General features: G+C 44.0%; 19 protein-coding genes. 10 read left to right on the top strand and 9 right to left on the bottom strand.

Annotated features, from left to right (window positions below):
* Window positions 1-65 precede the first annotated feature (65 nt).
* A complete protein-coding gene (gene alaS, locus LT679_RS03230; RefSeq protein ID WP_232176053.1) occupies window positions 66-2,867 on the bottom strand; it encodes an alanine--tRNA ligase in 2,802 nt (933 codons plus the stop codon).
* Between the two features lie 145 nt (window positions 2,868-3,012).
* Here alaS and lysS point away from each other — a divergent pair, with 145 nt between their 5' ends.
* Window positions 3,013-4,734, top strand: coding sequence for a lysine--tRNA ligase (gene lysS, locus LT679_RS03225; protein WP_232175516.1), 1,722 nt, complete (start codon window positions 3,013-3,015; stop codon window positions 4,732-4,734).
* Between the two features lie 220 nt (window positions 4,735-4,954).
* A complete protein-coding gene (locus LT679_RS03220; protein WP_232175515.1) occupies window positions 4,955-5,167 on the top strand; it encodes a hypothetical protein in 213 nt (70 codons plus the stop codon).
* 38 nt (window positions 5,168-5,205) lie between these two features.
* Here LT679_RS03220 and LT679_RS03215 read toward each other — a convergent pair whose 3' ends face one another.
* The gene (locus LT679_RS03215) at window positions 5,206-5,757 is read right to left on the bottom strand and encodes a tetratricopeptide repeat protein (RefSeq protein WP_232175513.1); all 552 of its coding nucleotides are present in this window, start codon (window positions 5,755-5,757) and stop codon (window positions 5,206-5,208) included.
* Window positions 5,758-5,832: 75 nt separating this feature from the next.
* Between LT679_RS03215 and ung the strand changes: the two genes are divergently transcribed.
* The 3 genes from ung (at window position 5,833) to LT679_RS03200 (ending at window position 8,552) form a co-directional block, all read left to right on the top strand.
* A complete protein-coding gene (gene ung, locus LT679_RS03210) occupies window positions 5,833-6,510 on the top strand; it encodes a uracil-DNA glycosylase (protein WP_232175512.1) in 678 nt (225 codons plus the stop codon).
* Between the two features lie 45 nt (window positions 6,511-6,555).
* Window positions 6,556-7,899: an adenylosuccinate lyase gene (gene purB, locus LT679_RS03205; protein WP_232175511.1), complete on the top strand. Its 1,344-nt coding sequence runs from the start codon at window positions 6,556-6,558 to the stop codon at window positions 7,897-7,899.
* Window positions 7,900-8,003: 104 nt separating this feature from the next.
* The gene (locus LT679_RS03200; RefSeq protein ID WP_232175510.1) at window positions 8,004-8,552 is read left to right on the top strand and encodes a NifU family protein; all 549 of its coding nucleotides are present in this window, start codon (window positions 8,004-8,006) and stop codon (window positions 8,550-8,552) included.
* 169 nt (window positions 8,553-8,721) lie between these two features.
* On the opposite strand, the gene LT679_RS03195 is transcribed toward LT679_RS03200, so the two are convergent.
* The 4 genes from LT679_RS03195 to gpmA all read right to left on the bottom strand — a co-directional run bounded on the left by LT679_RS03195 (window position 8,722) and on the right by gpmA (window position 12,818).
* Window positions 8,722-9,510 (bottom strand): inositol monophosphatase family protein, encoded by a 789-nt coding sequence (locus LT679_RS03195; RefSeq protein WP_232175509.1) that lies wholly within the window; start codon window positions 9,508-9,510, stop codon window positions 8,722-8,724.
* Between the two features lie 21 nt (window positions 9,511-9,531).
* Entirely contained in the window at window positions 9,532-10,698 is a 1,167-nt protein-coding gene (locus LT679_RS03190) for a prolipoprotein diacylglyceryl transferase (protein ID WP_232175508.1), read from the bottom strand.
* Window positions 10,699-10,728: 30 nt separating this feature from the next.
* Entirely contained in the window at window positions 10,729-12,048 is a 1,320-nt protein-coding gene (mtaB, locus tag LT679_RS03185) for a tRNA (N(6)-L-threonylcarbamoyladenosine(37)-C(2))-methylthiotransferase MtaB (RefSeq protein ID WP_232175507.1), read from the bottom strand.
* An 80-nt stretch (window positions 12,049-12,128) separates the two neighbouring features.
* Window positions 12,129-12,818 carry a 2,3-diphosphoglycerate-dependent phosphoglycerate mutase gene (gene gpmA / locus LT679_RS03180; protein ID WP_232175506.1) on the bottom strand — a complete coding sequence of 230 codons (690 nt, stop codon included), beginning with the start codon at window positions 12,816-12,818 and terminating at the stop codon, window positions 12,129-12,131.
* Window positions 12,819-12,929: 111 nt separating this feature from the next.
* On the opposite strand from gpmA, the gene LT679_RS03175 reads away from it, so the two are divergent.
* Both LT679_RS03175 and LT679_RS03170 read left to right on the top strand, forming a co-directional pair.
* Window positions 12,930-13,520 carry an acetate uptake transporter gene (locus LT679_RS03175; protein ID WP_232175505.1) on the top strand — a complete coding sequence of 197 codons (591 nt, stop codon included), beginning with the start codon at window positions 12,930-12,932 and terminating at the stop codon, window positions 13,518-13,520.
* Between the two features lie 24 nt (window positions 13,521-13,544).
* Window positions 13,545-13,928, top strand: coding sequence for an SRPBCC domain-containing protein (locus tag LT679_RS03170; protein ID WP_232175504.1), 384 nt, complete (start codon window positions 13,545-13,547; stop codon window positions 13,926-13,928).
* A gap of 71 nt (window positions 13,929-13,999) precedes the next feature.
* On the opposite strand, the gene LT679_RS03165 is transcribed toward LT679_RS03170, so the two are convergent.
* The 3 genes from LT679_RS03165 to LT679_RS03155 form a co-directional block, all read right to left on the bottom strand.
* Entirely contained in the window at window positions 14,000-15,367 is a 1,368-nt protein-coding gene (locus LT679_RS03165) for an OmpA family protein (RefSeq protein ID WP_232175503.1), read from the bottom strand.
* Between the two features lie 406 nt (window positions 15,368-15,773).
* Window positions 15,774-16,955, bottom strand: a complete 1,182-nt coding sequence (locus tag LT679_RS03160; protein WP_232175502.1) for a trans-sulfuration enzyme family protein — start codon at window positions 16,953-16,955, stop codon at window positions 15,774-15,776.
* A 28-nt stretch (window positions 16,956-16,983) separates the two neighbouring features.
* Window positions 16,984-17,412 carry an OsmC family protein gene (locus LT679_RS03155; protein ID WP_232175501.1) on the bottom strand — a complete coding sequence of 143 codons (429 nt, stop codon included), beginning with the start codon at window positions 17,410-17,412 and terminating at the stop codon, window positions 16,984-16,986.
* A gap of 150 nt (window positions 17,413-17,562) precedes the next feature.
* Between LT679_RS03155 and LT679_RS03150 the strand changes: the two genes are divergently transcribed.
* The 3 genes from LT679_RS03150 (at window position 17,563) to LT679_RS03140 (ending at window position 24,174) form a co-directional block, all read left to right on the top strand.
* Window positions 17,563-18,801, top strand: a complete 1,239-nt coding sequence (locus tag LT679_RS03150; protein ID WP_232175499.1) for a nucleoside recognition domain-containing protein — start codon at window positions 17,563-17,565, stop codon at window positions 18,799-18,801.
* A 123-nt stretch (window positions 18,802-18,924) separates the two neighbouring features.
* Window positions 18,925-23,121, top strand: a complete 4,197-nt coding sequence (locus tag LT679_RS03145; protein WP_232175498.1) for a PKD domain-containing protein — start codon at window positions 18,925-18,927, stop codon at window positions 23,119-23,121.
* 30 nt (window positions 23,122-23,151) lie between these two features.
* Complete coding sequence (locus LT679_RS03140) at window positions 23,152-24,174, top strand: PorP/SprF family type IX secretion system membrane protein (protein WP_262909228.1); 1,023 nt, start codon at window positions 23,152-23,154, stop codon at window positions 24,172-24,174.
* The last annotated feature ends 11 nt before the right edge of the window (window positions 24,175-24,185 follow it).

The following is a 24,185-nucleotide window of genomic DNA, read 5'->3' as shown; positions in this document are numbered from 1 at the left end:
TAAATAATAGAAATGGTCGGTTATATATAAAAATAACCGACCATTTCTATTATGCCAGAATTTTGTTAGGCTACAAAACTCTTTGCTTTTTCGAGAGCCCTGTCAATACCGCTAACATCTTTACCACCGGCAGTTGCGTAAAATGGCTGACCACCACCGCCACCTTGTATTTCCTTAGCCAACTCGCGTACAATAGTACCCGCGTTCAGGCCTTTATCTTTTACCAAATTTTCGGCTATCATAACGGTAAGGCTTGGCTTGCCGTCAATATCGGCAGCCAGCACTAGGAACAGGTCGCCAACGATATCCTTTAAGCTATAAGCCAAATTCTTGATGGCATCAGCATTTGGCAGCGCCACTTTTTGGGCAATAAAGTTGATACCATTAATATTCTCAGCCGTTTTGGCCAGATCATCCTTTAAACCGGCAGCTTTTTCTAATACGCTTTTTTCAAGCTCTTTTTTCAGTCCTGCATTTTCGTTGATCAGGCTCTCGATGCTTTTGGTAATATCCTTCGGGTTTTTAAGCAGCTCCTTTAACTGGTTAATCAGCAAACTTTGGGCGTTGATGTAATTCTCGGCAGCAATACCGGTAATAGCTTCGATACGGCGCACACCGGCAGCCACGGCGCTTTCGCTGGTTATTTTAAAGAAACCGATTTGCCCGGTTGCTTTTACGTGTGTACCACCGCAAAGCTCCTTACTAAAGTCATCATCAAAAGTAATTACGCGAACAAAATCGCCATACTTCTCGCCGAACAGGGCGGTTACGCCACTGCTTAAGGCTTGCTGGTATGGTACGTTACGCTCTTCTTTAAGACTGATGTTCTCGCGAATTTTGGCGTTAACTATTGCTTCTATCTGTGCGATCTCCTCGTCTGTTACTTTAGCAAAGTGCGAAAAATCAAAACGCAGGTAATCAGCATTAACCAGTGAACCTTTTTGGTTTACATGTGTACCCAAAACCTGTTTAAGCGCGGCATGCAGTAAGTGCGTAGCCGAGTGGTTACTTTCGCTGCTATGGCGCAAAGCAGGTTCAACAATGGCGGTTAGCGCATCGCTAATGCCCTCGGGTAAGCTATCGGTAAAATGAACGGTAAGGCCGTTCTCTTTCTTAGTATCGGTAACATAAACAATTTCTCCATCCGGAAAAACCAGTTCGCCTTTATCACCCACTTGGCCACCACTCTCAGCGTAAAAAGGTGTTTTATCTAAAACTATCTGGTATTGCTCCTTCCCTTTAGCCGTAACCTTGCGGTATTTTACCACGTGGGCAACTGCTTCGGTTTCATCATAGCCGACAAACTCAACAGCATCGTCTTGTTTTAATACGATCCAATCGCCGGTATCAATAGCGGTAGCAGCGCGGGAACGTGATTTTTGTTGTTCGAGCGCTTTATTAAAACCAATCATATCAACCTGAAAACCTTTCTCCCTGGCCATAAGTTCAGTGAGATCGAGTGGAAATCCAAACGTATCTTGCAGTTTAAACGCTATATCACCTTTTACTTCTGCTGTTTTTCCTATTTCTTTTAAAGCCTCAGTAATTTGACTCAATTTAGTTTCAGCTTCTTTTGCTCTATTTAAATCTATTTCATCAAATGACTTTGCAATGGAAAGTACAAACGGAGAGACATTATTTTCTTTTGCGTATTTACTGATAGTAGTTACCGCTTCTCTTATTTCCTTGAAAATTTCGTTTTCAAAGATATTTATTCCATTATCTAACGTCCTTAAAAAAGATACTTCTTCCTCGGTTATCACTTTTTGAACAAAATCCTTCTGCTCCCACAATTCATCAAATACACCTTTAAACTGCTCTGCTAAAATCAGCACCAGTTGGTTAATAAAAGGATCTTTGAAGCCTAAGTATTGGTATGAGTAACGTACCGCCCTACGTAATATTCTGCGGATAACATATCCCGCTTTATTGTTTGATGGCAGTTGCCCATCGGCGATAGCAAAGCTAATGGCACGTATGTGATCGGCCAATACACGCATGGCAACCGCTTCGTTCCAACCATCCTGTCCTGGTTTGGCAGCGGCGTTATATTGTTTACCGCTTTTCTCCGCAATAAACTGTATCAGCGGCTGAAAAATATCGGTATCATAATTTGAAGTTTTGCCTTGCAGCACGCGCACCAAACGCTCAAAGCCCATACCCGTGTCCACATGCTTGGCAGGTAACTGTTGCAGCGAACCATCCTTCAGGCGGTTGAACTGCATAAATACGTTATTCCATATCTCGATCACCTGGTCGTGGTCGGCATTTACCAATTTCGCACCATCAACCTCAGCGCGCTCGCTATCCGGGCGGCTGTCAAAATGAATTTCAGAGCACGGTCCGCATGGGCCGGTTTCACCCATTTCCCAAAAGTTATCCTTTTTATTGCCAGGCAGTATATGGCTTTCGTCAACATACCGTTTCCAAAGTTCCAGCGTTTCGGTATCTGTCTCCAGTCCTTCTTTGGCGTCACCCTCAAAATAGGTTACATAAAGGCGGTCTTTAGGTAATTTATATACTTCGGTTAGCAACTCCCAACTCCAGGCAATGGCATCTTTTTTAAAGTAGTCGCCGAAGCTCCAGTTGCCCAGCATCTCGAACATGGTATGGTGATAGGTATCAATACCCACCTCTTCCAGATCATTATGCTTGCCCGATACACGCAGACAGCGTTGGGTATCAACCACGCGTGAACTTTTTGCCGGGGCCTCGCCTAAAAATATATCCTTAAACTGGTTCATGCCCGCGTTTGTGAACATCAGTGTAGGGTCGTTTTTAACTACGATAGGTGCCGATGGCACAATGGTATGGCCTTTAGAAGCAAAAAAATCCAGAAAAGCTTTGCGTATCTCGTTAGCTGTCATGTACAGTATAATTTTGGAGTGCAAAAGTAATTATTAATCGGTTTATTGTTACCGAATTTATTGTTTAATATAAGGTTAGGCGTTTAATATGCCCTTACATAAAAAATACCTATTTTTGCAGCCTTAATAAAAACACCTTTTTACTATGAGCATTGCGCTATCCGAACAGGAAATTTTACGTCGCAAATCGTTACAAGATCTACGCGATTTAGGTATTGACCCCTACCCGGCCGAAGAATATAAAGTTGACGCCTGGGCTAAGGACATTAACGAAAATTTTAGCAGCAACCCCGATGCTTATAAACAGGTAACCATTGCCGGCCGTATCATGACGCGCCGTATTATGGGCAGCGCATCCTTTTTTGAGATACAGGATACTACCGGCCGCGTGCAGGTGTACATCAAACGTGATGATATTTGCCCTGACGAGGACAAAACTTTATACAACACCGTATTTAAAAAACTGCTTGATATTGGCGATTATGTTGGCGTTAAGGGCTTTGTATTTTTGACCCAAACCGGCGAAATATCAGTACATACGCAAGAGCTGACCATCCTTTCAAAATCGCTAAAACCGCTACCGGTGGTTAAGCGCGACGAGGAAGGCAATATATATGATGGTTTTACCGACCCGGAGCTGCGTTACCGCCAGCGTTATGTGGATTTAACGGTAAATCCGGATTTTAAACAGATCTTCATCAACCGTTCAAAAGTGATCAGTGCTATGCGTAATTATTTTAACGCGCAGGGCTGGATGGAGGTTGAAACCCCAATACTGCAAGCCATACACGGCGGCGCGGCGGCAAGGCCTTTTAAAACACACCACAACACGCTGGATATGCCTTTATACCTGCGTATAGCTAATGAGCTTTACTTGAAGAGGTTGATCGTTGCCGGGTTTGATGGGGTATATGAGTTTGGCAAGATGTTCCGCAACGAGGGTATGGACCGCACGCACAATCCGGAGTTTACGGCAATGGAAATTTACGTTGCTTATAAAGATTATATCTGGATGATGAGCATGGTGGAGGCCTGTTTAGAAACCGTTGCCAAAGCTGTTCATGGTGTAGCCGCTGTAAAAGTAGGCACTAACGAGATCAACTTTGCAGGCCCGTACGAAAAGCTATCCATGTACGATTCTATTTTGAAATACACCGGCATCGATGTATCACAAATGGACGAGGAAGGTTTACGTAAGGTTTGTGCCGATCTGGCTATAGAGGTTGACAGCTCTATGGGTAAGGGCAAACTGATCGACGAGATATTCAGCGCTAAAGTTGAAGCTAACCTGATACAGCCAACCTTTATTACCGACTACCCTATCGAGATGACGCCGCTTGCTAAAAAGCACCGCAGCAAAGAGGGGTTGGTAGAACGATTTGAACTGTTTGTAAACGGCAAGGAGATCGCAAACGCTTACTCGGAGTTAAACGACCCGATAGATCAGCGTGAGCGTTTAGAGGAGCAACTGATATTGGCCGGTCGTGGCGATGAGGAAGCCATGGCTATGGATGACGACTTTTTACGTTCGTTAGAGTACGGTATGCCCCCAACATCAGGCTTGGGTATCGGTATTGACCGTTTAGTGATGTTAATGACTAACCAAAGCACTATCCAGGAAGTACTGTTCTTCCCGCAGATGCGCCCGGAGAAAAAAGCAAAGGTTTCTACTGTTGAGGATTTTGTAAATATCGGCGTAAAGGCAGAATGGGTACCTGTACTTAACAAAATGGGCTTTAATACTGTAGAAGACCTAAAAGCAGGCAATCCAAACAAGGTATTTAATGATCTTGGCGGTATGCGCAAAAAAATGAAGTTGGATATACCTATGCCTACTAAGGAAGAGGTTATGGATTGGTTCGCGTAATTATTCTGAACCTGAATTTGCAGAATTTGTGGATTGACAGAATTAAACTTGCACCATTTATATATAGCAGGACAGTAAATTTTCGATAATAATTTACTGTCCTGTTTTATTTTGCACCATCGTTGATAACATTTTTTTAACGAAATGTTAAAATTCATAAAACTTTCGTACAAAAACAGTTGTTTAATTTTATCGTTAAATACTGTAAATAAGAAAGATTATGACTGGTTCAATCCTTGAGATAACGGAAAACGAATACCTGATCAAACTAAACAAGAGCACGTTTGACTTGTCGCTGATCAGAAATATTTTGAAAATGGTTGAGGTTTCTAACCCAACGGAAGATGATTTCAGGTTTCCTGAGAGAAGATATACACCTGTACAAGGTAATTCAGCGGAGCCTGGTTACTTCAGCACCCTCGACGAAAAATAAAAAGCGATACTTTCTTTGAATCGCTTTTTATTAATGTTTTAAAACTGGCGATATCCGCCGCGTACTACCTGTTGCTTATCCATTTGCGCCATCTGCGCTTTCATCATTTTTATTTGATCCGCAAGCAACTTATTTTTATCCTGTTTTGACGCTTCCTGCAAATACATTTGCGCCTCGCGCTTGTTGCGTTTAGCCATTGCTATTCCAGCCAGACTAAGTTTAGCCAAGGCGATATTATGCGACATGCCCATACCCAATGTAAGTGCCTTCTTAAAAAATTTCTCTGACTTCAATGGTGCTCTACGCGATTCGATCAAACCCACCAACAGGTTGTAATAACCATGTTGCTTGCGGTGCAGTTGCTTTTCATAATCTGTGATCTTACCAAGCCATTGCTCAGCTTTTTCGGTATTTTCTTTACGCAAAAAGTATTGCGCGATGATCATGTTTTCATTAAAAAAGAAGGTTACCAGCACAAGGCCACCAAATATAAATAATGGTATACCCCAGCCCCAAAAGCCAAATGCGCACAGTGTTACACCCGCACCCATTATTACACACGCTATAACTAAGCGAACAATATTTGACATAATTTGTAAAATAACAATTTGAAGCGCAAATATCCGTTAATTTGCACTCTTAATCAACATCTGCAAACAATATTTATGGCGATAGATTTAGAGCCTTCGTGGCTGAATGTTTTGGGCGGCGAGTTCCAAAAGGACTACATGGTTAAGCTACGTGAATTCCTGAAATCAGAAAAAGAAAGCGGGCAAACGGTATACCCTAAAAACAGCGACATATTCAACGCCTTCAATAAAACGCCGTTCGATGAGTTAAAGGTGGTTATCCTTGGGCAAGATCCATATCACGGTGCTCACCAGGCGCATGGGCTATCATTCTCTGTACAAAAGGGCATCAATCCGCCGCCATCATTAAAAAACATCTATAAAGAACTGATTACTGATATTCCCGGTTTTAACATACCATCGCATGGCGAATTGACAGAATGGGCCGAACAGGGCGTAATGATGCTCAACGCCACGCTTACAGTACGCGCAGGTAGCCCCGGCTCGCACCAAAAAAAGGGTTGGGAAATTTTTACTGATACGGTGATCAAAACCATATCCGACGAAAAAGAAGGCATTATATTTTTACTATGGGGTAAGTTTGCGCAGGCAAAAGCCGAACTGATTGATGCAAATAAACACCATATATTAAAAGCTGCCCATCCCTCGCCTTACTCTGCCGACAGTGGCTTTTTTGGTTGTAAACACTTTTCAAAAACTAACGCTATACTCCAAGAGGAAGGCAAAAAACCGATAGACTGGCAAATACATTAAGCATATATTAAGGTAAACGATATCTTTGCGAAAAATTTATTTACTATGCAGCTTAACGCTTTATCAGCTATATCACCTGTTGACGGCAGGTACCGAAACACAACCGCCGGACTCGCCGCTTATTTTTCTGAATATGCTTTAATAAAATACAGGGTATTTGTTGAGATTGAATATTTCATCGCCTTGTACGAGCACCCGCTGCCTCAGCTGGCTGATTTTGATAAATCGTTGTCGGGTAAACTACGCGATATCTATAACAACTTCAGCGAAGCCGATGCTGAAAGCATCAAACAAATAGAGAAAACTACCAACCACGACGTAAAAGCGGTTGAGTATTTTATCAAGCAAAAGTTTGATGAATTGGGCATTGAGCAGTATAAGGAGTTTATACACTTTGGCCTTACCTCGCAGGATATAAATAACACCGCCATACCTTACTCATTTAAGCTTGCACTTACCGAAAGCTATTACCCGGCTATTACTGAACTGGTTGATACGCTTAAAGCTTACGCTGCAGATTGGCAAAACATACCCATGCTGGCGCATACCCATGGTCAGCCTGCATCGCCAACCCGTTTAGGTAAGGAAATTAGTGTATTTGTAGAGCGCATTGAAAAGCAATTGGCGCAACTGCAACTTGTACCTTTTTCAGCAAAATTTGGTGGCGCTACCGGTAATTTTAACGCGCACAACATCGCTTACCCGGCTATTGACTGGAAAGCATTCGGCAATAATTTTGTTGATAATATTTTAGGCCTGAGCCGCTCGCAATACACCACGCAGATTGAGCATTATGATAATTTCGCGGCACAATGCGATGCATTTAAGCGTATCAACAACATCCTGATTGATCTTGACCGTGATATGTGGACTTACATATCCATGAACTACTTCAAGCAAAAAATAAAAGCCGGCGAGGTTGGTTCGTCGGCTATGCCGCATAAGGTAAACCCTATTGATTTTGAAAATTCAGAAGGCAACCTTGGCATAGCAAATGCGCTGTTTGAACATCTGGCTGCAAAACTACCTATATCCCGCCTGCAACGCGATTTAACGGACAGTACCGTTCTGCGTAATATAGGTGTACCTGTGGCGCATACGCTGATCGCGGTGAAATCAACCTTAAAAGGTTTGAATAAATTGTTACTTAATGAGGCCGCCATCAATGCCGATCTTGAAGCGAACTGGGCAGTAGTTGCCGAAGCGATACAGACCATTTTACGCCGTGAGGCTTACCCTAACCCATATGAGGCATTAAAGGAATTAACCCGCACCAACACCCATGTAAACGCTGAAACCATTGCCGCGTTTGTAGATACATTGGATGTGAACGATAGTGTGAAAGCAGAGCTTAAACAGATAACGCCATTGAATTATACGGGGATATAAACAGCATTATCAAAGTCATTAAGCGGTCATAACTAAATTGGTTTGCTTTTTTCACAAAAAAGCTGTTTAAATTTGTTATTAATACAAATAACAATCCCGAAAAAATGAATATCAACGTATATACCGAAGCTACGCCAAACCCGGCAACCATGAAGTTCATTGTGAACAAGTTGCTGATAAACGGCAGTGTTGATTACCCTACAAAGGAAAGCGCTGAAACATCAACGTTTGCAAAAGAGCTTTATAAATTTTCGTTTGTAAACGGCGTGTTTTTTGCAAGCAACTTTGTTACCGTTACTAAAACCGAAGGTACTGACTGGGCGGATATCGAGCCAATACTTAAAGAGTTTGTTAAAGGCGCGGTAGAATCAGAGCTTGTTGTTAAAGCTGAAGCGCACGAAGAAGTAAACTTTGAGGGTACTGATACCGAAATAAAAATTCAGCAGATATTGAACGATTACGTTCGCCCGGCGGTTGAGCAGGATGGCGGCGCCATTACCTACAAATCATTTGACGAAGGTGTGGTTACTGTTGAGCTTCGCGGTTCATGCAGCGGTTGCCCGTCATCAACCGTAACCCTGAAAGCCGGCATCGAAAACCTGCTAAAACGCATGGTGCCGGGTGTTACCGAAGTAGTATCGGAAGCTTATTAATGATAGGATTTCACTGATTAACTTGGTGATTTCACCGATTAACTCGAATTACACAGATAAAACAGTACACATAAAAAAGTCCCATAGGTTAATCCATGGGACTTTTTTATGATAACAATCAGGTGAAATCTTAAGTTATCCTATAATCAAGGAAATCCTCAAATCAAGGTCAGAAATACTTTTGAATAACCTGCAACATCTCCCCTGTAATATTGCCGTTAGTGGCTAATAATTCCCGGGTTTCGATCACCTCATCGCCGCCTTTAAAGTTTACTACCTGCCCACCTGCCTGTCTTACTATTACAATACCGGCAGCTATATCCCAGGCATTCAGGTTATATTCGTAAAAACCTTCAAAGCGGCCGCAAGCGGTATAAGCCAGGTCAACCGCGGCTGAGCCTATACGGCGCAGACCATGGCAGCTACGCATCAGTTCGGCAAATAACTTCATGTACTGCTCCTGCTTGCCAAAATCGTAATAAGGAAAACCTGTAGCCAGCAAGCTATGCTCAAGCGTAGGCGCATTACTTACCCTGATCTCCTCTCCGTTTAAATAGGCAGGTGCGCCTTTCCAGGCGTAAAAACACTCATCAAGGTTTACCTCGTAAATCACTCCCGCCACCAGTTCATCGTATTCCTTTAAGGCTATACTGATGGAAAAAGTTGGTAAGCCGTGAATAAAATTAGTTGTACCGTCCAGCGGATCTATGATCCAGTTATAAACCTGCCCTATTTTGGTGGTCGTTTTTTCCTCTGTAATAAATCCGGCAACCGGCAATATCTTTTCGAGCCCGGCAACGAGTTGCTGCTCTGCGGTTTTATCAACGTATGATACGAGGTCATTCAACCCCTTGTATTCTATCTTATCGGTACTGAAGGTTTTTCTTTCCTGGCGGATGAAATCACCAACCTGTTTTGCCAGTTCAACAGTATTTAATACAACGTCCTGTAAATTCATATAATTTTTTCTTCGAGCCGGTTAATTTGCCGTTGCTGTACTCACCTTTTTATTATCAATCCGGGTTATAAGTATTACACCTGCGATCACCATAAACAAGGAGATCATTTCGGCTTGCGTAAATGAAATGCCAAATAAATGGTATTTGGTATTTACGCGGATCAGTTCAACAAAGAAACGTTCTATACCCGCCAGTATCAGGTAAATACCAAATAAGGCACCCGGTTTTGTAACCTTGTTACGAACGGCCCATATAACTAAAAACAGCACCAGGCAAACTACCACTTCGTAAAACGGTGTAGGGAACACCGGCTGCGGTAACTCGTTACAGTACTTACCCAGGCAACCGGCAATCGGCACACCTTCGGCATTTACATTGTGCGGGTATTTAAAGGCCCACATCCAATCAGGCGCCCAGCTTAACCATCCCGGTTTTGGTGCAAGGTTTACAATACCCCAATCTCCATCTCCGGCCATTTGGCAACCAATACGGCCTACGGCGTATGACAGCATCATGCCCGGGCCACCAATATCGAGCATGGTAAGTGGTTTTATACCATTTTTATTGGCGATATATAACACCGCGGCACCGCCGCATATTAATCCTCCATAAAAAGTTAACCCGCTGGTACCAATCAGCATCCCAACCGGATCAGCCATAAAGGCATCCCAATTCTCGAGCGCGTTGAACAATTTGGCCCCGGCGAAACCAAAAACTGCAGCCCATAATAATATGTTGCCCATCAATTCGTGCGGATGCACCAAGACCCTTTTTTGTACAGGCTGTGGCAGGCGCTGCTTTTTGTTTTCGGCGTATGCCCAATAAATAAAAACGGCAGCTAAAACAATACCGCCTAATAAGTTACCTCGTGATGATAGCAAAAAGCTTTGGGTATCGCTGATCAGATCCTGATAATGAAGTATAGCCTCAAGTACTTTAAAGCCAATAATAAAGCCGAATATACCATTGCCTATAATTTCAGCTGTCGACAAAGGTTCACCAACGGTGATCGTTTTTTCGATAGGATGGATTTCACCAAGCTTTTCGCGGCGTTTAAATTCCTGTACAAAAGCCCAATAGGCCGCCATAAAAGCTATGGCTACAAAAAATCCAAAAGTTTGTATGGGTAATGGCGGTACGTTTAACCCGGTGAGATAGTGTATCAGCTCGGATATGGTAGGAAACATAAGCAGTATTTTGAGGACGAATATATGCTTTTAATGCACTAATACCTCAACCGCTTCTGTAATTTCTACATCACCATCGGGTGATATATTTGTTAATTGTACTGTTTTAAGTTCGTTAACTAATACAGGATCATATTTAGCCCTTACCTTAACATAATTACGGGTAAAACCATGCATAAAGCCATCCTTAATGTCGCCCTCAAATAAAACTTCTTCCGTTTTATTTAACTGGCCCTCGTAAAATGCGCGGCGTTTTTTGTCGGATAGTATATGCAGCATCTTGCTTCTGTCGGCACGGGTTGAGCCAGGTACAGTACCTGTCATTTCAGCGGCAAGTGTATTTTCACGTTCAGAGTATGTAAAAACGTGCAGGTATGAAATATCCATACCATTTAAAAAATTATAGGTATCGATAAAATCCTCGCGCGTTTCGCCAGGGAAGCCAACAATTACATCTACGCCTATGCAGCAATCGGGCATTACCGCTTTTATTTTAGCTACCCTATCGGCATACAAAGCACGCTTGTAACGGCGGCGCATCGACCCTAAAATTTTATCAGAACCTGATTGCAGCGGTATGTGAAAATGCGGAACAAACCTTTTAGAGGTCGCCACAAATTCAATAATCTCGTCGGTAAGTAAGTTAGGTTCAATAGATGAGATACGTATTCTGTCAATACCCTCTACATTATCCAAGGCTTTAACCAGGTCAAAAAACTTATCTTCACGCTGGCCATTGCGTATGCCGAAATCGCCCAGGTTAACACCTGTAAGTACAATTTCCTTAACACCCGACTCCGCAATTTTACGCGCCTGCTCAAGTACATTTTCGATGGTATCGCTACGGCTGGCACCGCGTGCTAATGGTATGGTGCAAAAAGTACACGAATAATCGCAACCATCCTGAACTTTCAAAAAAGTGCGAGTACGATCGCCAAATGAATAAGCCGGAACAAACTCGTTAGCCTCAGAAACCGGCTGATTATAAACCAGCGTTTTTGGCTGCTTGGTCAGGTCTGTTATATGATCAATGATCTGGAATTTCTCAGCAGCGCCAAGCACCATGTCAACACCCGGTATTTCGGCTATTTCTTTTGGCTTTAGCTGGGCATAGCACCCAACAATAGTAATGTAAGCGTTAGGCGATACCTTTAAGGCTTCCTTAACTATCTTCTTACATTTTTTATCGGCGTTTTCGGTAACCGAACAAGTATTTATCACATAAACATCGGGCGTATCGGTAAAATCAACTGTATCATAACCAGCATCGTTAAATAAACGCCCGATACTTGAAGTTTCCGAATAATTAAGCTTACAGCCCAGTGTATAAAATGCTACCTTCCTGTTCATTTTCAATCGGCAAAGATAAAAAATATATCTTAAGCCTATTTACACCGTAACGTAATTTTATATCCGAAAGGCCGGTTAGGTTATTCTAAATAATAATGCCTTATGCGGTTAAGCTCCTCATCCAGTTCATACACCCAGGGTGTGGCGGTAGGTATTTCCAAATCGGTCACCTCCTCGTCGCTTAATAAATCAATATACTTGATTAAAGCGCGTAAGCTGTTACCGTGCGCGCAAATAATTACCTGTTTATTCTCGCGCATGGCATGTACAATCACTTCGCCCCAAAAAGGTAGCACACGCTCCATAGTTTCGCTCAAATTTTCAGTTAACGGCAGCTCACGCCCCGTCAGGTTTTTGTATCTCACATCTTTACCCGGGTAGCGGTCATCATCCTTGGTAATGGCGGGCGGATGATCGTTAGGGTCGCGGCGCCATTTATGCACCTGCTCCTCGCCGTATTTAGCGATAGTTTCCTGCTTGTTAAGCCCCTGCAAAGCGCCATAAAAGCGTTCATTTAACCGCCACGATTTGGTAACCGGTATCCACAAATGATCCAGTTCATCCAACACAATATGAAGCGTTTTTATGGATCGCTTTAAAACCGACGTAAACCCGGCATCAAATGTATAACCGTGCTTGGCTAATAGTTGCCCGGCACGTTTGGCCTGCGCATATCCTTCTTCTGACAGATCAACGTCCGTCCAGCCTGTAAATCTATTCTCCTGGTTAAATACGCTTTCGCCGTGGCGAAGCAAAACGAGTTTCTGCATATATAGTGTTACAACATTGAAATACCGCCGGAGTTTAAAAAATTTTGCTTAATACATTTTTAAGCATACATTGCAGGTATCCAATTATTTACCTTTAACTTATTTACAATTATGAGTACAATTACGCCTGTATCAATGGTTGAAAGCACCGCTAACCCTGCCCCGCTGGGTTTATGCGCTTTCGGCATGACCACTATTTTACTTAACGTACACAACGCCGGCTTTTTCGAGATCAATGCCATGATTTTGGCCATGGGTATATTTTACGGCGGCACGGCCCAAGTAATTGCCGGTATAATCGAAGCGAAAAAGAACAACACCTTTGGTTTAACCGCATTTACATCATATGGCATGTTCTGGCTCACGTTTGTAGCCATGAATTTTTTACCTAAACTTGGCCTGGCCGAAGAAACATCCAACGATGCCGTGGTCGCCTTTCTGGCCATGTGGGGGCTGTTTACGCTATTCCTATTTTTTGGCACATTAAAGTTAAGCAAGGCGCTGCAGTTCGTATTTGGCTCGTTGGTTATATTATTTGGCTTGTTAGTTTGGGGGGATGCTACCGGTAACGAAAACATTAAGCACATCGCCGGCTACGAAGGCATCATCTGCGGTGCATCGGCTATTTATACCGGCATTGCACAGGTGCTGAACGAAGTTTACGGCCGCGTAGTTTTACCGCTTGGGCCGGTAGTAAAATAGCCGGATTAACGCTAACTTGCGCCCGTGAAAGATTTTAAGAAATATTACACCATACCCGCCACGCCCGAAGAGGTTTACGCAGCTATCACTAATCCGCTTACTATTGAACTTTGGACAGGCGAACCTGCTCAGATGTCGACCGAACCGGGCAGTGAGTTTTCAATGTGGGATGGCAGTATATCAGGCAAAAACCTGGAGTTTGAGGAAGGCAAAAAAGTAGTTCAGCAATGGTATTTTGGGGAGCAGGAAGAGCCGTCAATAGTTACTATAAAACTACATCCTGATAAACATGGCACTTCAGCTGAGCTTAAGCATACCAATATTCCGGACGAAGCATATGATGATATAGTGGAAGGCTGGACAGATAGCTATTTTGGCGGCATTGCTGACTTTTATACCGTACATTAAGTCGGTATCTGTGTAAATAAAAACGCCGCATGGATAATCCATGCGGCGTTTTTATTTATGTTTACCTGCTACTAATACAAGGTAAATTCAACACGACGGTTTTGCTGACGGCCTGCAGCAGTTTTATTGCTTGCAATTGGCTGACTTTCACCGTAACCTGTAGCTTCGATGCGTGATGCATTAGCACCTTTGCTTACCAGGTATGATTTAATTGATTCGGCACGAGCTTTTGATAATTTCAGGTTAGCCGCGTCAGAACCAACGTTATCTGTATGGCCTGCAAGTTTAAGGCTAAAGTTTTTATCAACCAGCAGTTGTGCTACCCTATCTAAACTTGGGTATGATTTAGCGCGAATTGTAGCTTTACCGAAGTCGAACTCCAGATTATCAATCGCATCTTTTACAACTTTTTTGTCTTCTTCGGTCACGTAAACTTTTACTTCACGTTTGCCTATCGGGCAACCTGAACCATCAACTTGTGTACCGGCTGGTGTACCAGGGCACTTGTCGTACATATCAGGCACGCCGTCTCCATCTGTATCAGCAGTTAATTTGTTAAGGTTATCATTGGTAGTATTTAAATCGCTACGCAGCTTTGCGTTCTCTTCTTTTTGCATGTTCAGCTGGCTTTGCAGGTCGCTGGTTTTACGCAGGTACTCGGTACGCATTGAATTTACCGGATTGTAAGTAGCCATTTCCGGTTTGCTGCGGCTGCCCAATGAGAATTCTAAACCTACGTGAGCGTAAGAAAACTTATCGTTATTCATGCCATAGTTGTACCCATCAAGGTTATCGCCATTAACAAAACCAATTTGGTAACCTAAGTCAAGGTTGATACCTGAACCCATGTTGATTTTGAAACCGGCGCCAACAGGTATGTATACTTTGTGGATGTTACCGCCACCATCGCTGAAACCGGTACGTGAGCCATCAGCATTTACAATGCTCGGGCGATAGGCTATAACACCACCACCAGCGGTGATGTAAGGTTGAATAGCGCCTTTTTTGTGTCTCCAGTTAATGTTAGCTAATGTGAACTGACCGCTTAAAGCTGCTGACCAATTTAAATCGGTGCTGAAGCTTTGCGGCGTGTTACCAGATGCTACGTTGGTTTGGCCTAAACCACCCTCAAGCTTACCACGAAGGAAGTCAGCCTGTAAGCCGAAAGACGGAAGGATTTGTTTTTTGATATAGGCGCCGTAACCAATGTTTTCGTGCGGACTCCTGAAATCCTGACGGCTCATGTTAACCAGGAAGGTTGACGGTGAAAGCATACCACCATGTATACCAATTGACCATGTACGTAATTTATCGCCGCCTGAAAACGGCTCGACATAATTTGCGGATGAAACAGTTGTATCAGGGGATTGTGCGAATAACTTGCTTCCAACCATTACACCGGTTAACAGCAGCGAAGCTTTTTTTAGATTTGTTTTCATATAATTGTTATTAGTAGCGGCTGTATACTACAAGCCTCACCCCGACCGTTCAATTCAGGTGCCACCATTTGTAAAGCGAATGTTACAAACGGCGTAACGATTACAATTTTTAATGAAATTTTAATGAAACGTTAAAATTAATTCATTGAACAGTAGCGAATAAAACCAAACGATTTAGACTTTCGCAATGTGCGTTTGAACGGGTAATAAAGCGTAGTAGATTAACTAAGCCCGTGCACTCAATAAAATACACTTTGTAGCAAGAGGTATTCAAGCCGACCGCAAAGGCTGGCAGTTAAGAAGGGCTGCTATGAGCAACTGTAAACCGGCTATACTATAATAAAAACAGCCTGCCTTATAACCGATACATTTGGCATAAGGCAGGCTGTTTTTAATTCTTGATATCTTATTTAGTGCTTTGCTCCAGAGCCTGGTTAATGTCGGCAATTATATCATCAACATGTTCCAATCCTGTGGAAATACGGATCAGACCTGGGGTAATACCTACAGACAGGCGCTCTTCTTCCGTTAGCTTTGAATGCGTAGTACTGGCCGGATGCGCAGCTATACTCCGCGTATCGCCAAGATTGGCCGTAACCGAAAGCATTTTTAGTGAATTAAGAAATTTGGCACCCGCTGCTGAGCCGCCTTTAATTTCAAAACATAGCACGCCACCGCCGGCTTTCATTTGCTTTTTAGCTATTTCGTGCTGCGGATGACTTGGTAAAAACGGATACTTAACCCATGATACCGCCGGATGCTGCTCCAGGGTTTCAGCTACTTTAAGCGCATTTTTGCTATGGCGCTCCATGCGTACATCAAGCGTTTCCAGGCTTTTGCTTAATACCCAGGCATTGAATGGCGACAACGCAGGTCCGCTATGGCGACAGTACAGGTAAATTTCTTTTACCAGATCAGCACGACCAACTATAACGCCGCCCAATACACGACCCTGGCCGTCAATCCACTTGGTTGCCGAGTGGATAACAATGTCGGCACCAAAATCAATCGGGCGCTGAATTACCGGGGTAGCAAAGCAGTTATCTACATTTAAAATAAGGTTGTGTTTTTTGGTAAACTGCCCCGCCCATTCCAGGTCGATGATCCCTATCTGTGGGTTAGTAGGCGTTTCCAGGTATACCATTTTAGTATTGGGCTGTACAGCGGCTTCCCAGGCAGCCTTATCGTCAGCAGGCACTAAAGTACAGGTGATGCCGTAACGCGGGAAATATTTGGTAACAATAGTAAATGTGCTACCAAATACCGAGCTGCAGCAAATCAAATGGTCGCCTTGCTTTAGCAAAGCAAAAAATGAGGAGAATATAGCGCTCATACCGGTTGCTGTAGCAAAGCCATCCTCGGCACCTTCAAGGGCGCACATCTTAGCTATAAACTCATCAACATTAGGGTTACTGAAACGGCTGTATATGTTTTCATCCACCTCGTCGGCAAAGGCCGCGCGCATGGTTTCGGCGTTCTCGAAGGTAAAGCTGCTGGTTAAGTACAGCGGTGTAGAATGCTCTTTTTGAGACGTTTTTGAAGTTTGTATGCGTATCGCTTTTGATATCGGGTCTAACTGATCTGACATAAAAAATTAAGAGTAAAAAAATGTTAAACTACTCGGCCGGATGAATAAACACCTGCCAGGTTACTGCCGCGCCGGCTTTCTCTAAAGTTGCCGATACCGAACAGTATTTGTTAATTGATAATTCCGCGGCACGCTGAGCTTTATCAGCATCTACCGTTCCGTATAAGTGAAATTCAATATCTACCTTTTGCCATAATGATGGCTCCTTACCTGCTTCGCGCTCACCGTTAACCACCATTTTATAATCCTTCACGTCCTGACGCTGCTTTTTTAAGATACTGATTACATCGATAGCTGAACAACCGGCAACCCCCATCAACAACATCTGCATCGGGCGAACGCCAAAGTTATCGCCGCCGCTTTCGGGGCTGGTATCCATACGCACGGTGTGTCCGTTTTCGTCATACGCTTCAAAGCCATAATCGCCATGAACGCGTGAAAGTTCAATTTTAGGCATAGTGTTAAAATATATCGGCTAAGTTATGAATTTGAGCGTTTTGTAGAGTAATGTTGTCGACTTTATGTTTTTTATATGATGCAAAGCTTTGCCGCATTTGTTAGTGTGATGGTAAAAAGGCTATATTCACCACTTGTATTGCAAAGCTAAATGGTCTTAAATTATATCTGGATTGCTTTTTTTGTTATCGCCTTTATAATAGGTTTAATTAAACTTGTTTTTCTGGGCGATACCGAGATTTTTCAGCAAATGGTTGAAGGGGTATTCAACTCATCAAAATCATCGGTAATGGATATAGCCCTGCCGTTAATAGGCAATATGGCATTTTGGCTGGGCATACTTAACATTGCGGAAAAGGCCGGCGCTATCAATTTCCTGTCGCGCATTGTTGGGCCGTTTTTTCAAAAATTATTTCCTGAAGTACCTAAGAACCATCCTGCTACCGGCCAGATGTTGATGAATTTTTCGGCCAATATGCTGGGCCTTGATAATGCCGCTACCCCACTCGGGTTAAAGGCCATGGGCAGTTTGCAGGAATTGAACAAGGATAAAGAAACTGCGTCCAACGCGCAGATCATGTTCCTGGTGCTGCATACATCCGGCTTGCAACTGCTGCCCGTAACCATAATAGCGCAACGGGCTATATTAGGTTCGGCTGATCCGGCTGATGTACTGCTCCCTTGCATAATTGCCACTTACGTTGCCACAGTAGCGGGCATAATCGCGGTATCCATCAAGCAAAAAATAAATTTATTAAACCGCGTAATTGTGTTATGGTTGGGCGGCTTAACCGCATTTATTGCCGGTTTTGTGTTTTATGTAACCACATACCTTAGCAAAGAAGAAATCACTACCCTATCAAAAGTATCCAGTAATTTTTTGCTGTTCCTGATACCGGTGATCATCATCTTAGGTGGATTGAGAAAAAAAATAGACGTGTTTGACGCTTTTATTGAGGGCGCGAAAGGTGGTTTTGAAACATCCGTGAAGATCATCCCTTATCTTGTAGCTATGCTGGTAGCCATCAGCGTATTTCGCACCTGCGGAGCGCTTGATTATATTAACGATGGCGTACGCTGGGTAGTTACCCAATTTAACGCTGATACCCGCTTTGTTGACGCCTTGCCGGTAGCTTATATGAAACCCTTAAGCGGCTCTGGCTCAAAGGCCATGATGATAGATACCATGAAGACATTTGGTACCGACAGCTTTGCAGGGCGGTTGGCAAGTACCTTTAACGGATCGGCCGATACTACCTTTTATATCGTGGCTTTATACTTTGGCTCGGTGGGTATTAAACGGTCGCGGTATGCTATTCCCGCGGGCTTGTTTGCTGATCTTGCCGGTGTAATTACAGCTATCTTGGTATGCTATCTTTTCTTTGCCTGATAGCTAAAATATGTAACTAATTGAGCTTAATTCCGTAAAAAATAACAGTAGTACTTTTTTTGCTTCTGCTAAAACATAAGCAAAATTTACAGGTTAGCTAACTGTTCATTTTTTAGGAGTTAAATGAAGAAAATTTTTACCAGACTTTTTCCTGTTCTTTTTTTTGCCGTTCTGTTTAGCCGTAGTGCTTCAGCTCAAGTAATAACAGTTAGCGCTGTCGACCCCGGCCCCTACGGTCCCGGGTCTACCATTACGGCCCGCATTAGTGTAAGTGGCGGTTGTATTGTTAATCCCTCAAACCGATTTAACTTATACCTTTCTGATGCTAACGGTAATTTTAGCGGTACTGGCCGGTTAATCGGTTCGTTTAACGATTTTTACACCACCTTTGTTAACGGTACAATTCCATCAGGAATTGCAGCCGGCAGCGGCTACCGCCTACGCGTTCAGTCAACCTCGCCATCAGTAACAAGCACAGTATCAGCTCCGTTTAGCATAGGTACGGCGGCGGGTGTACCTATTGATCTGTCATCCATCACCATTAACAGTACCAAACCCGAAGTATTTGGCCAGTGCGAGAACACCAGTAATAGCAATACTACATATACTATTACTAATGAGACAGACGCTTCAGCCACGGTTACCGCACAGATAACTAACGAAATAGATAACACCACACAAAATTTAACACTTAATGCAGGGTACAGCGCAGCCGCGGCGCACTTTACCATAACTGCAAAAGGTGTTTTAGCGAACGGTGTGGTAACAACCCGCAGCTACATGCTGGTAAATAACCGCGTAAACTTAAACGCCTTCCGCAGCACCGAAGTACAAACGGCCTGTTTACCGCAAGGCACCATAGCTTTTGATACCGATCTTTCAAATGGCACAAGTTCCTTACGCCGGGTATTTCCAGGTAACATTTATACCGTTGCCTGGGGTGATGGCTTATCAAGAGACTTTACCGTTTGTGAGATATTGGCCAACAACGGCGAATTCTCTCATAGCTACGACAGGTCATCATGTGGGAACAACATCAGGGTTAATTCAACTACATTTTACAACAGTTTTGGCTTAACTATACGTGCCCGCAACGCCTATTGTAGCCCGGGTGGAGCCTTAATTGCACCAATAAAAGTGCTTGGTAAAGCCAACACAGACTTTGCCGTAAGAGCTGCAAATGGCGGCGACGCCGGGCTTAACGTTTGTACCGGAACAGTTACTTTTATTAACACATCTGACCCCGGCGACAACCCGAGCAATAGCAGTTCAACCTGTAAAAACCCAAATGCACGCTATAACTGGTTTGTTAACGGTACACTTATCGCTTCAAATAAAACACTTGGCGCTACTGATGTTCGCTACAATTTCACCAGTCCGGGTAATTATAAAGTTCGATTGGTGCTAATTTCCACCAGTCCGTGCCAAACCGATCCCAACGACGCAAGCAACGTAATAGAAAAGACTATTTGCGTGCAAAACCCGCCTACAGCCGCCTTTAACATAAACGGCAATACCGGCAACTTTACTCAATGCGGCAACCCTTCATTCACATTCAGGCCCACTAATACCTCAACAGTCGATAATTCATGTGTACCGGTTGAACGTACCTGGTCGGTATCCGGCCCAACCGACGGTTACACTATTAATGGCAGCCCAAGCGATAACGCTCCGGAGATCACCCTTACAAAACCGGGCCGTTACACCGTACGCCTGATACTTAAAGGCCCCGGTACCTGCGCGCCCGATACGGCCACATCACAAATTACATTGAGCACTACTCCGGTTGCTCAGCTTAAAGCAGGCCCAATCCGCATTTGCGGTAGTGGTACAATTCAACGCCAATACAGCAGCGATCCTGATGATGATTTTTATGTAAATCTCAGCGGCACTAATCCTGAAGTTACCGGAACTTACACCTGGGAAGCCACCACGGTGAGCGGCACCGGTACAGTTACATTTGTGGATCCGGTGACGGCTAAATATCCTCGTTTACGCTTTTCGGGACCGGGCGAATACCAGGTAACCGTTACGCACAAAAATGATTGTAACCCTACCGGAGTTAAATCTACCCATAACATCATCATTCAAAACGCTCCTGAAATTACCGTTTCAACGCCGGATGTTTCCAACTGTCCGGGCGACGCTGTATCCATAAAAGGCGCGGTTAATGGAAGTTATACAAGTGTCCGCTGGGAGAGTACAGGCGGCGGCACCTTCGCTAACGCCAACAGCCTCGAAACAACTTACACGCCATCTCAGGCGGAAATTGATGCCGGTACAGCTACCGTGAATTTGGTAGTTACCACTAACCTTTCAGCGCCTTGTAATACTATTACAACTCCGCTAACCATACGCATTACGCCGCCAAATACAATAACAAGTCCGCTTACTTTGCGTGCTTGCAGCAACCGTCGGTTTAGTTATACCATTGAGGCTACGTTACCCGGCAGTACCTTCCAGTGGGAAGTTGACCCGACACGCACATCGGCAACAGCATCGGGCTATCCAGTTAGCGGAACAAGCTCAGTAATTGATGGTACTATAGAAAATACTGACCCGAATGGTGGAGCGGTTACGGTTACTTACATCATCAGGCCGGTAAATTCGGGTTGTGTGGGCGACGCGCGCAGGCTGGTGATCACCGTTATTCCCTCAAACCCTAAAATTGATTTCACAGCCACGCCGCAACAGGCATGCGGACCTACAACTGTAACATTTACTAACAACTCGCCTGCCGAAAATGGCACCTACCAATGGGATTTTGGTGATGGAACAACCTATACTGGCCAAACGCCCCCAGCGCATACCTATCAGCCATCTACCACCGGCGCAGAGGCATCTTACGAGGTAAGCCTTCGCCTGGTGAGCGATTGCCAAACTTTCCCACCGGTTACTAAAACTATATTGGTAAGCCCGGCTTCTCCTATACCGGTGCTTGAGGCAACGGCCAGCGCCGGTTGCGCGGGCGATAAAACAATTACGCTGGTTAACCGCTCGCCGGGTAACAATCAGGCATATTACTATTATTTGCTTGATGCTAACAAGGCTATTATACAAACCATTGGCCCGATAACTGATAAATCAAACCAAAGCTTTACGGTAGCTGCCGACCCGAATAATACCCGCCAGGTATTTGTACGCATGCGCGTGGTTGATAAATGCGGTAATGAAACCACATCACCTGACCAGCCTTTTACCATTGTGCCAAGCAACCTGATCGCCAGTATGTTCATACAAAAATCGCCGCCTACTGCTTGCGCTGGCCAGGATATCGTGTTTGTGAACAACTCAACCGGTGACAGCTTTAGCTATAAAATATATAAAGATGGTACTTTGCTTGAGGAGATACGCAATGTACCGAGAGGTAATTACACCTACCGGTTTATGGATGCCGGTTCTTACACCGTATCAGTTGTAGCGGGTACAATTGCATGCGGCCCGCAAGGCGAATCGGCACAACAGCCTATAACTATTTACGCAATTCCAAATGTAACATTTAATGCCGCTGTTGAAAATTGCGATAATAACTTAAACTATACGTTTACGATCACCGGCGTAACAGATGCCAACACCCGCTTCTCATGGGATTTTGGTGATGGAACCCCTCGTTCGCTTGAAAGAGAACCGGTACACCAGTACGCGCAGCCGGGCAACTATAACGTAACTCTTACCGTTACTAATCAGTTAGATTGCGGTAATACGGTTACACGCCCTATAGCGGTATCGCCGCCATTACTTGCTGACTTTAGTGTAGCACCAGGTTTAGAAATTGAAGTACCAAACTTCCATTTCTCTTTCCGTGATGAGTCTGACGGGAACGTAGTATCATGGCAGTGGGATTTTGGCGACAATATCGGCACCTCAAACCAGCGCAACCCTGAATACACCTACCCGCAATCGCAGATCGGCTCGCATGTGGTAACGCTTATTATAACCGATAGCAAGGGCTGCACCAGCGAAAAGCGAAGAACTGTAACTATATCGGGCACGCCGGGTACGTTGTTTTTGCCGAATGCTTTTATACCATCTAACAGCAGCGCGGTATTGCAAACTTTTATGGCCCGCGGCGCTGGTATAGCCAAATGGCGCATGCAGATATTTAACAAATGGGGGCAACTTGTTTGGGAAACGGATAAACTTGGCGCCAACGGCGAACCTATTGAAGGTTGGGATGGCACCTATAAAGGGTCGCCTGCACCTCAGGGGGCTTACGTATGGCAGGTATCAGCAACATTTATAAATGGCACCGAATGGAAGGGCATGTCATACGGCAACTCGCCGCCAAAACGCAACGGTGTAATTAATTTGATCAGATAAAATAATAATAAAACAGACGCCTAACTATAGATGAAAATACAAAACAGATTATTGTTTTTTTTGCTGATGCTCGTTGCTGTTGATAGCCTTGCGCAGGATCATCAATATTCGCAATTTTTTCAAGCCCCAGTTTATCTTAATCCAGCCTTAAACGGACAGTTTGAGGGTAAATTAAGAATGAGCCTGACCTATCGCAATCAATACTCAACCATACCCGGCAACCTGAACTACCTGTCGGCCACTATTGATTACAACATCCCCCGCTTTGGCGGCGGCTTTGGTTTAATGTTCACACGTAGTAGTGAGGGAACTGCCTATCTGCGTAAAAACAGTATAATGGGCCTTTATTCTTACAGCGTAGGGTCTGATGAATACGTTCTGTCATTCGGTTTGGCGGCAGGTGCAACCAACCGGTCGGTTGATATGAGTAAATTGGTTTTTGGTGATCAGATTGACCCCAACAATGGTATTATACCCGGCCAGCAATCCTCTGCCGATCTGCTGGCTTATAACAGCCGATTTTACTTTGATTCGGGCTTAGGCGTTAACCTGGTAACCGGTCCGTTTATGGCAGGGGCCTCGGCATTTCACCTTAACCGTCCAAATGAATCATTCACCGGTACACCGGTTAAGCTGCCCATACGTTTTGCAGGACACCTCAGCTATCGTTATGATTTGAATAAATACGACAACCTGGATGATTACGAAAAATCATTTGTTATACCCTCGGTTGTTTTCTATAAACAAAGTAACGTGAACTCATACAGCGCCGGCGTGCAATATAAGCGCCGCAGCGTAAACGCAGGGTTGTGGTATCGCGGTGGCAACGGCGGGCCGAGTGCTGTTGTCGTATCATTTATATTCGATATCTTCAAAAACCGCGAAAGCGGTGATAAACTTCGCGTTGGTGTTAGCCATGATGTGCCAATGTCAAAACTTAGCTATGGTGGCACCAGCGGAACAACCGAAGGCAGCGTAGTTTATGAAACCCCGGGCAATGGCGATAACAACTTCAGATTTAATGGTGCATTAAGATGTTATGATTTTTATTAGGCAAAATCAAT

It is taken from the genome of Mucilaginibacter roseus, assembly GCF_021215455.1.
Taxonomy (GTDB): Bacteria; Bacteroidota; Bacteroidia; order Sphingobacteriales; family Sphingobacteriaceae; genus Mucilaginibacter; species Mucilaginibacter roseus.
The sequence above is the reverse complement of the archived record's forward strand: the minus strand, read 5'-3'. Positions and strand labels throughout refer to the sequence as shown.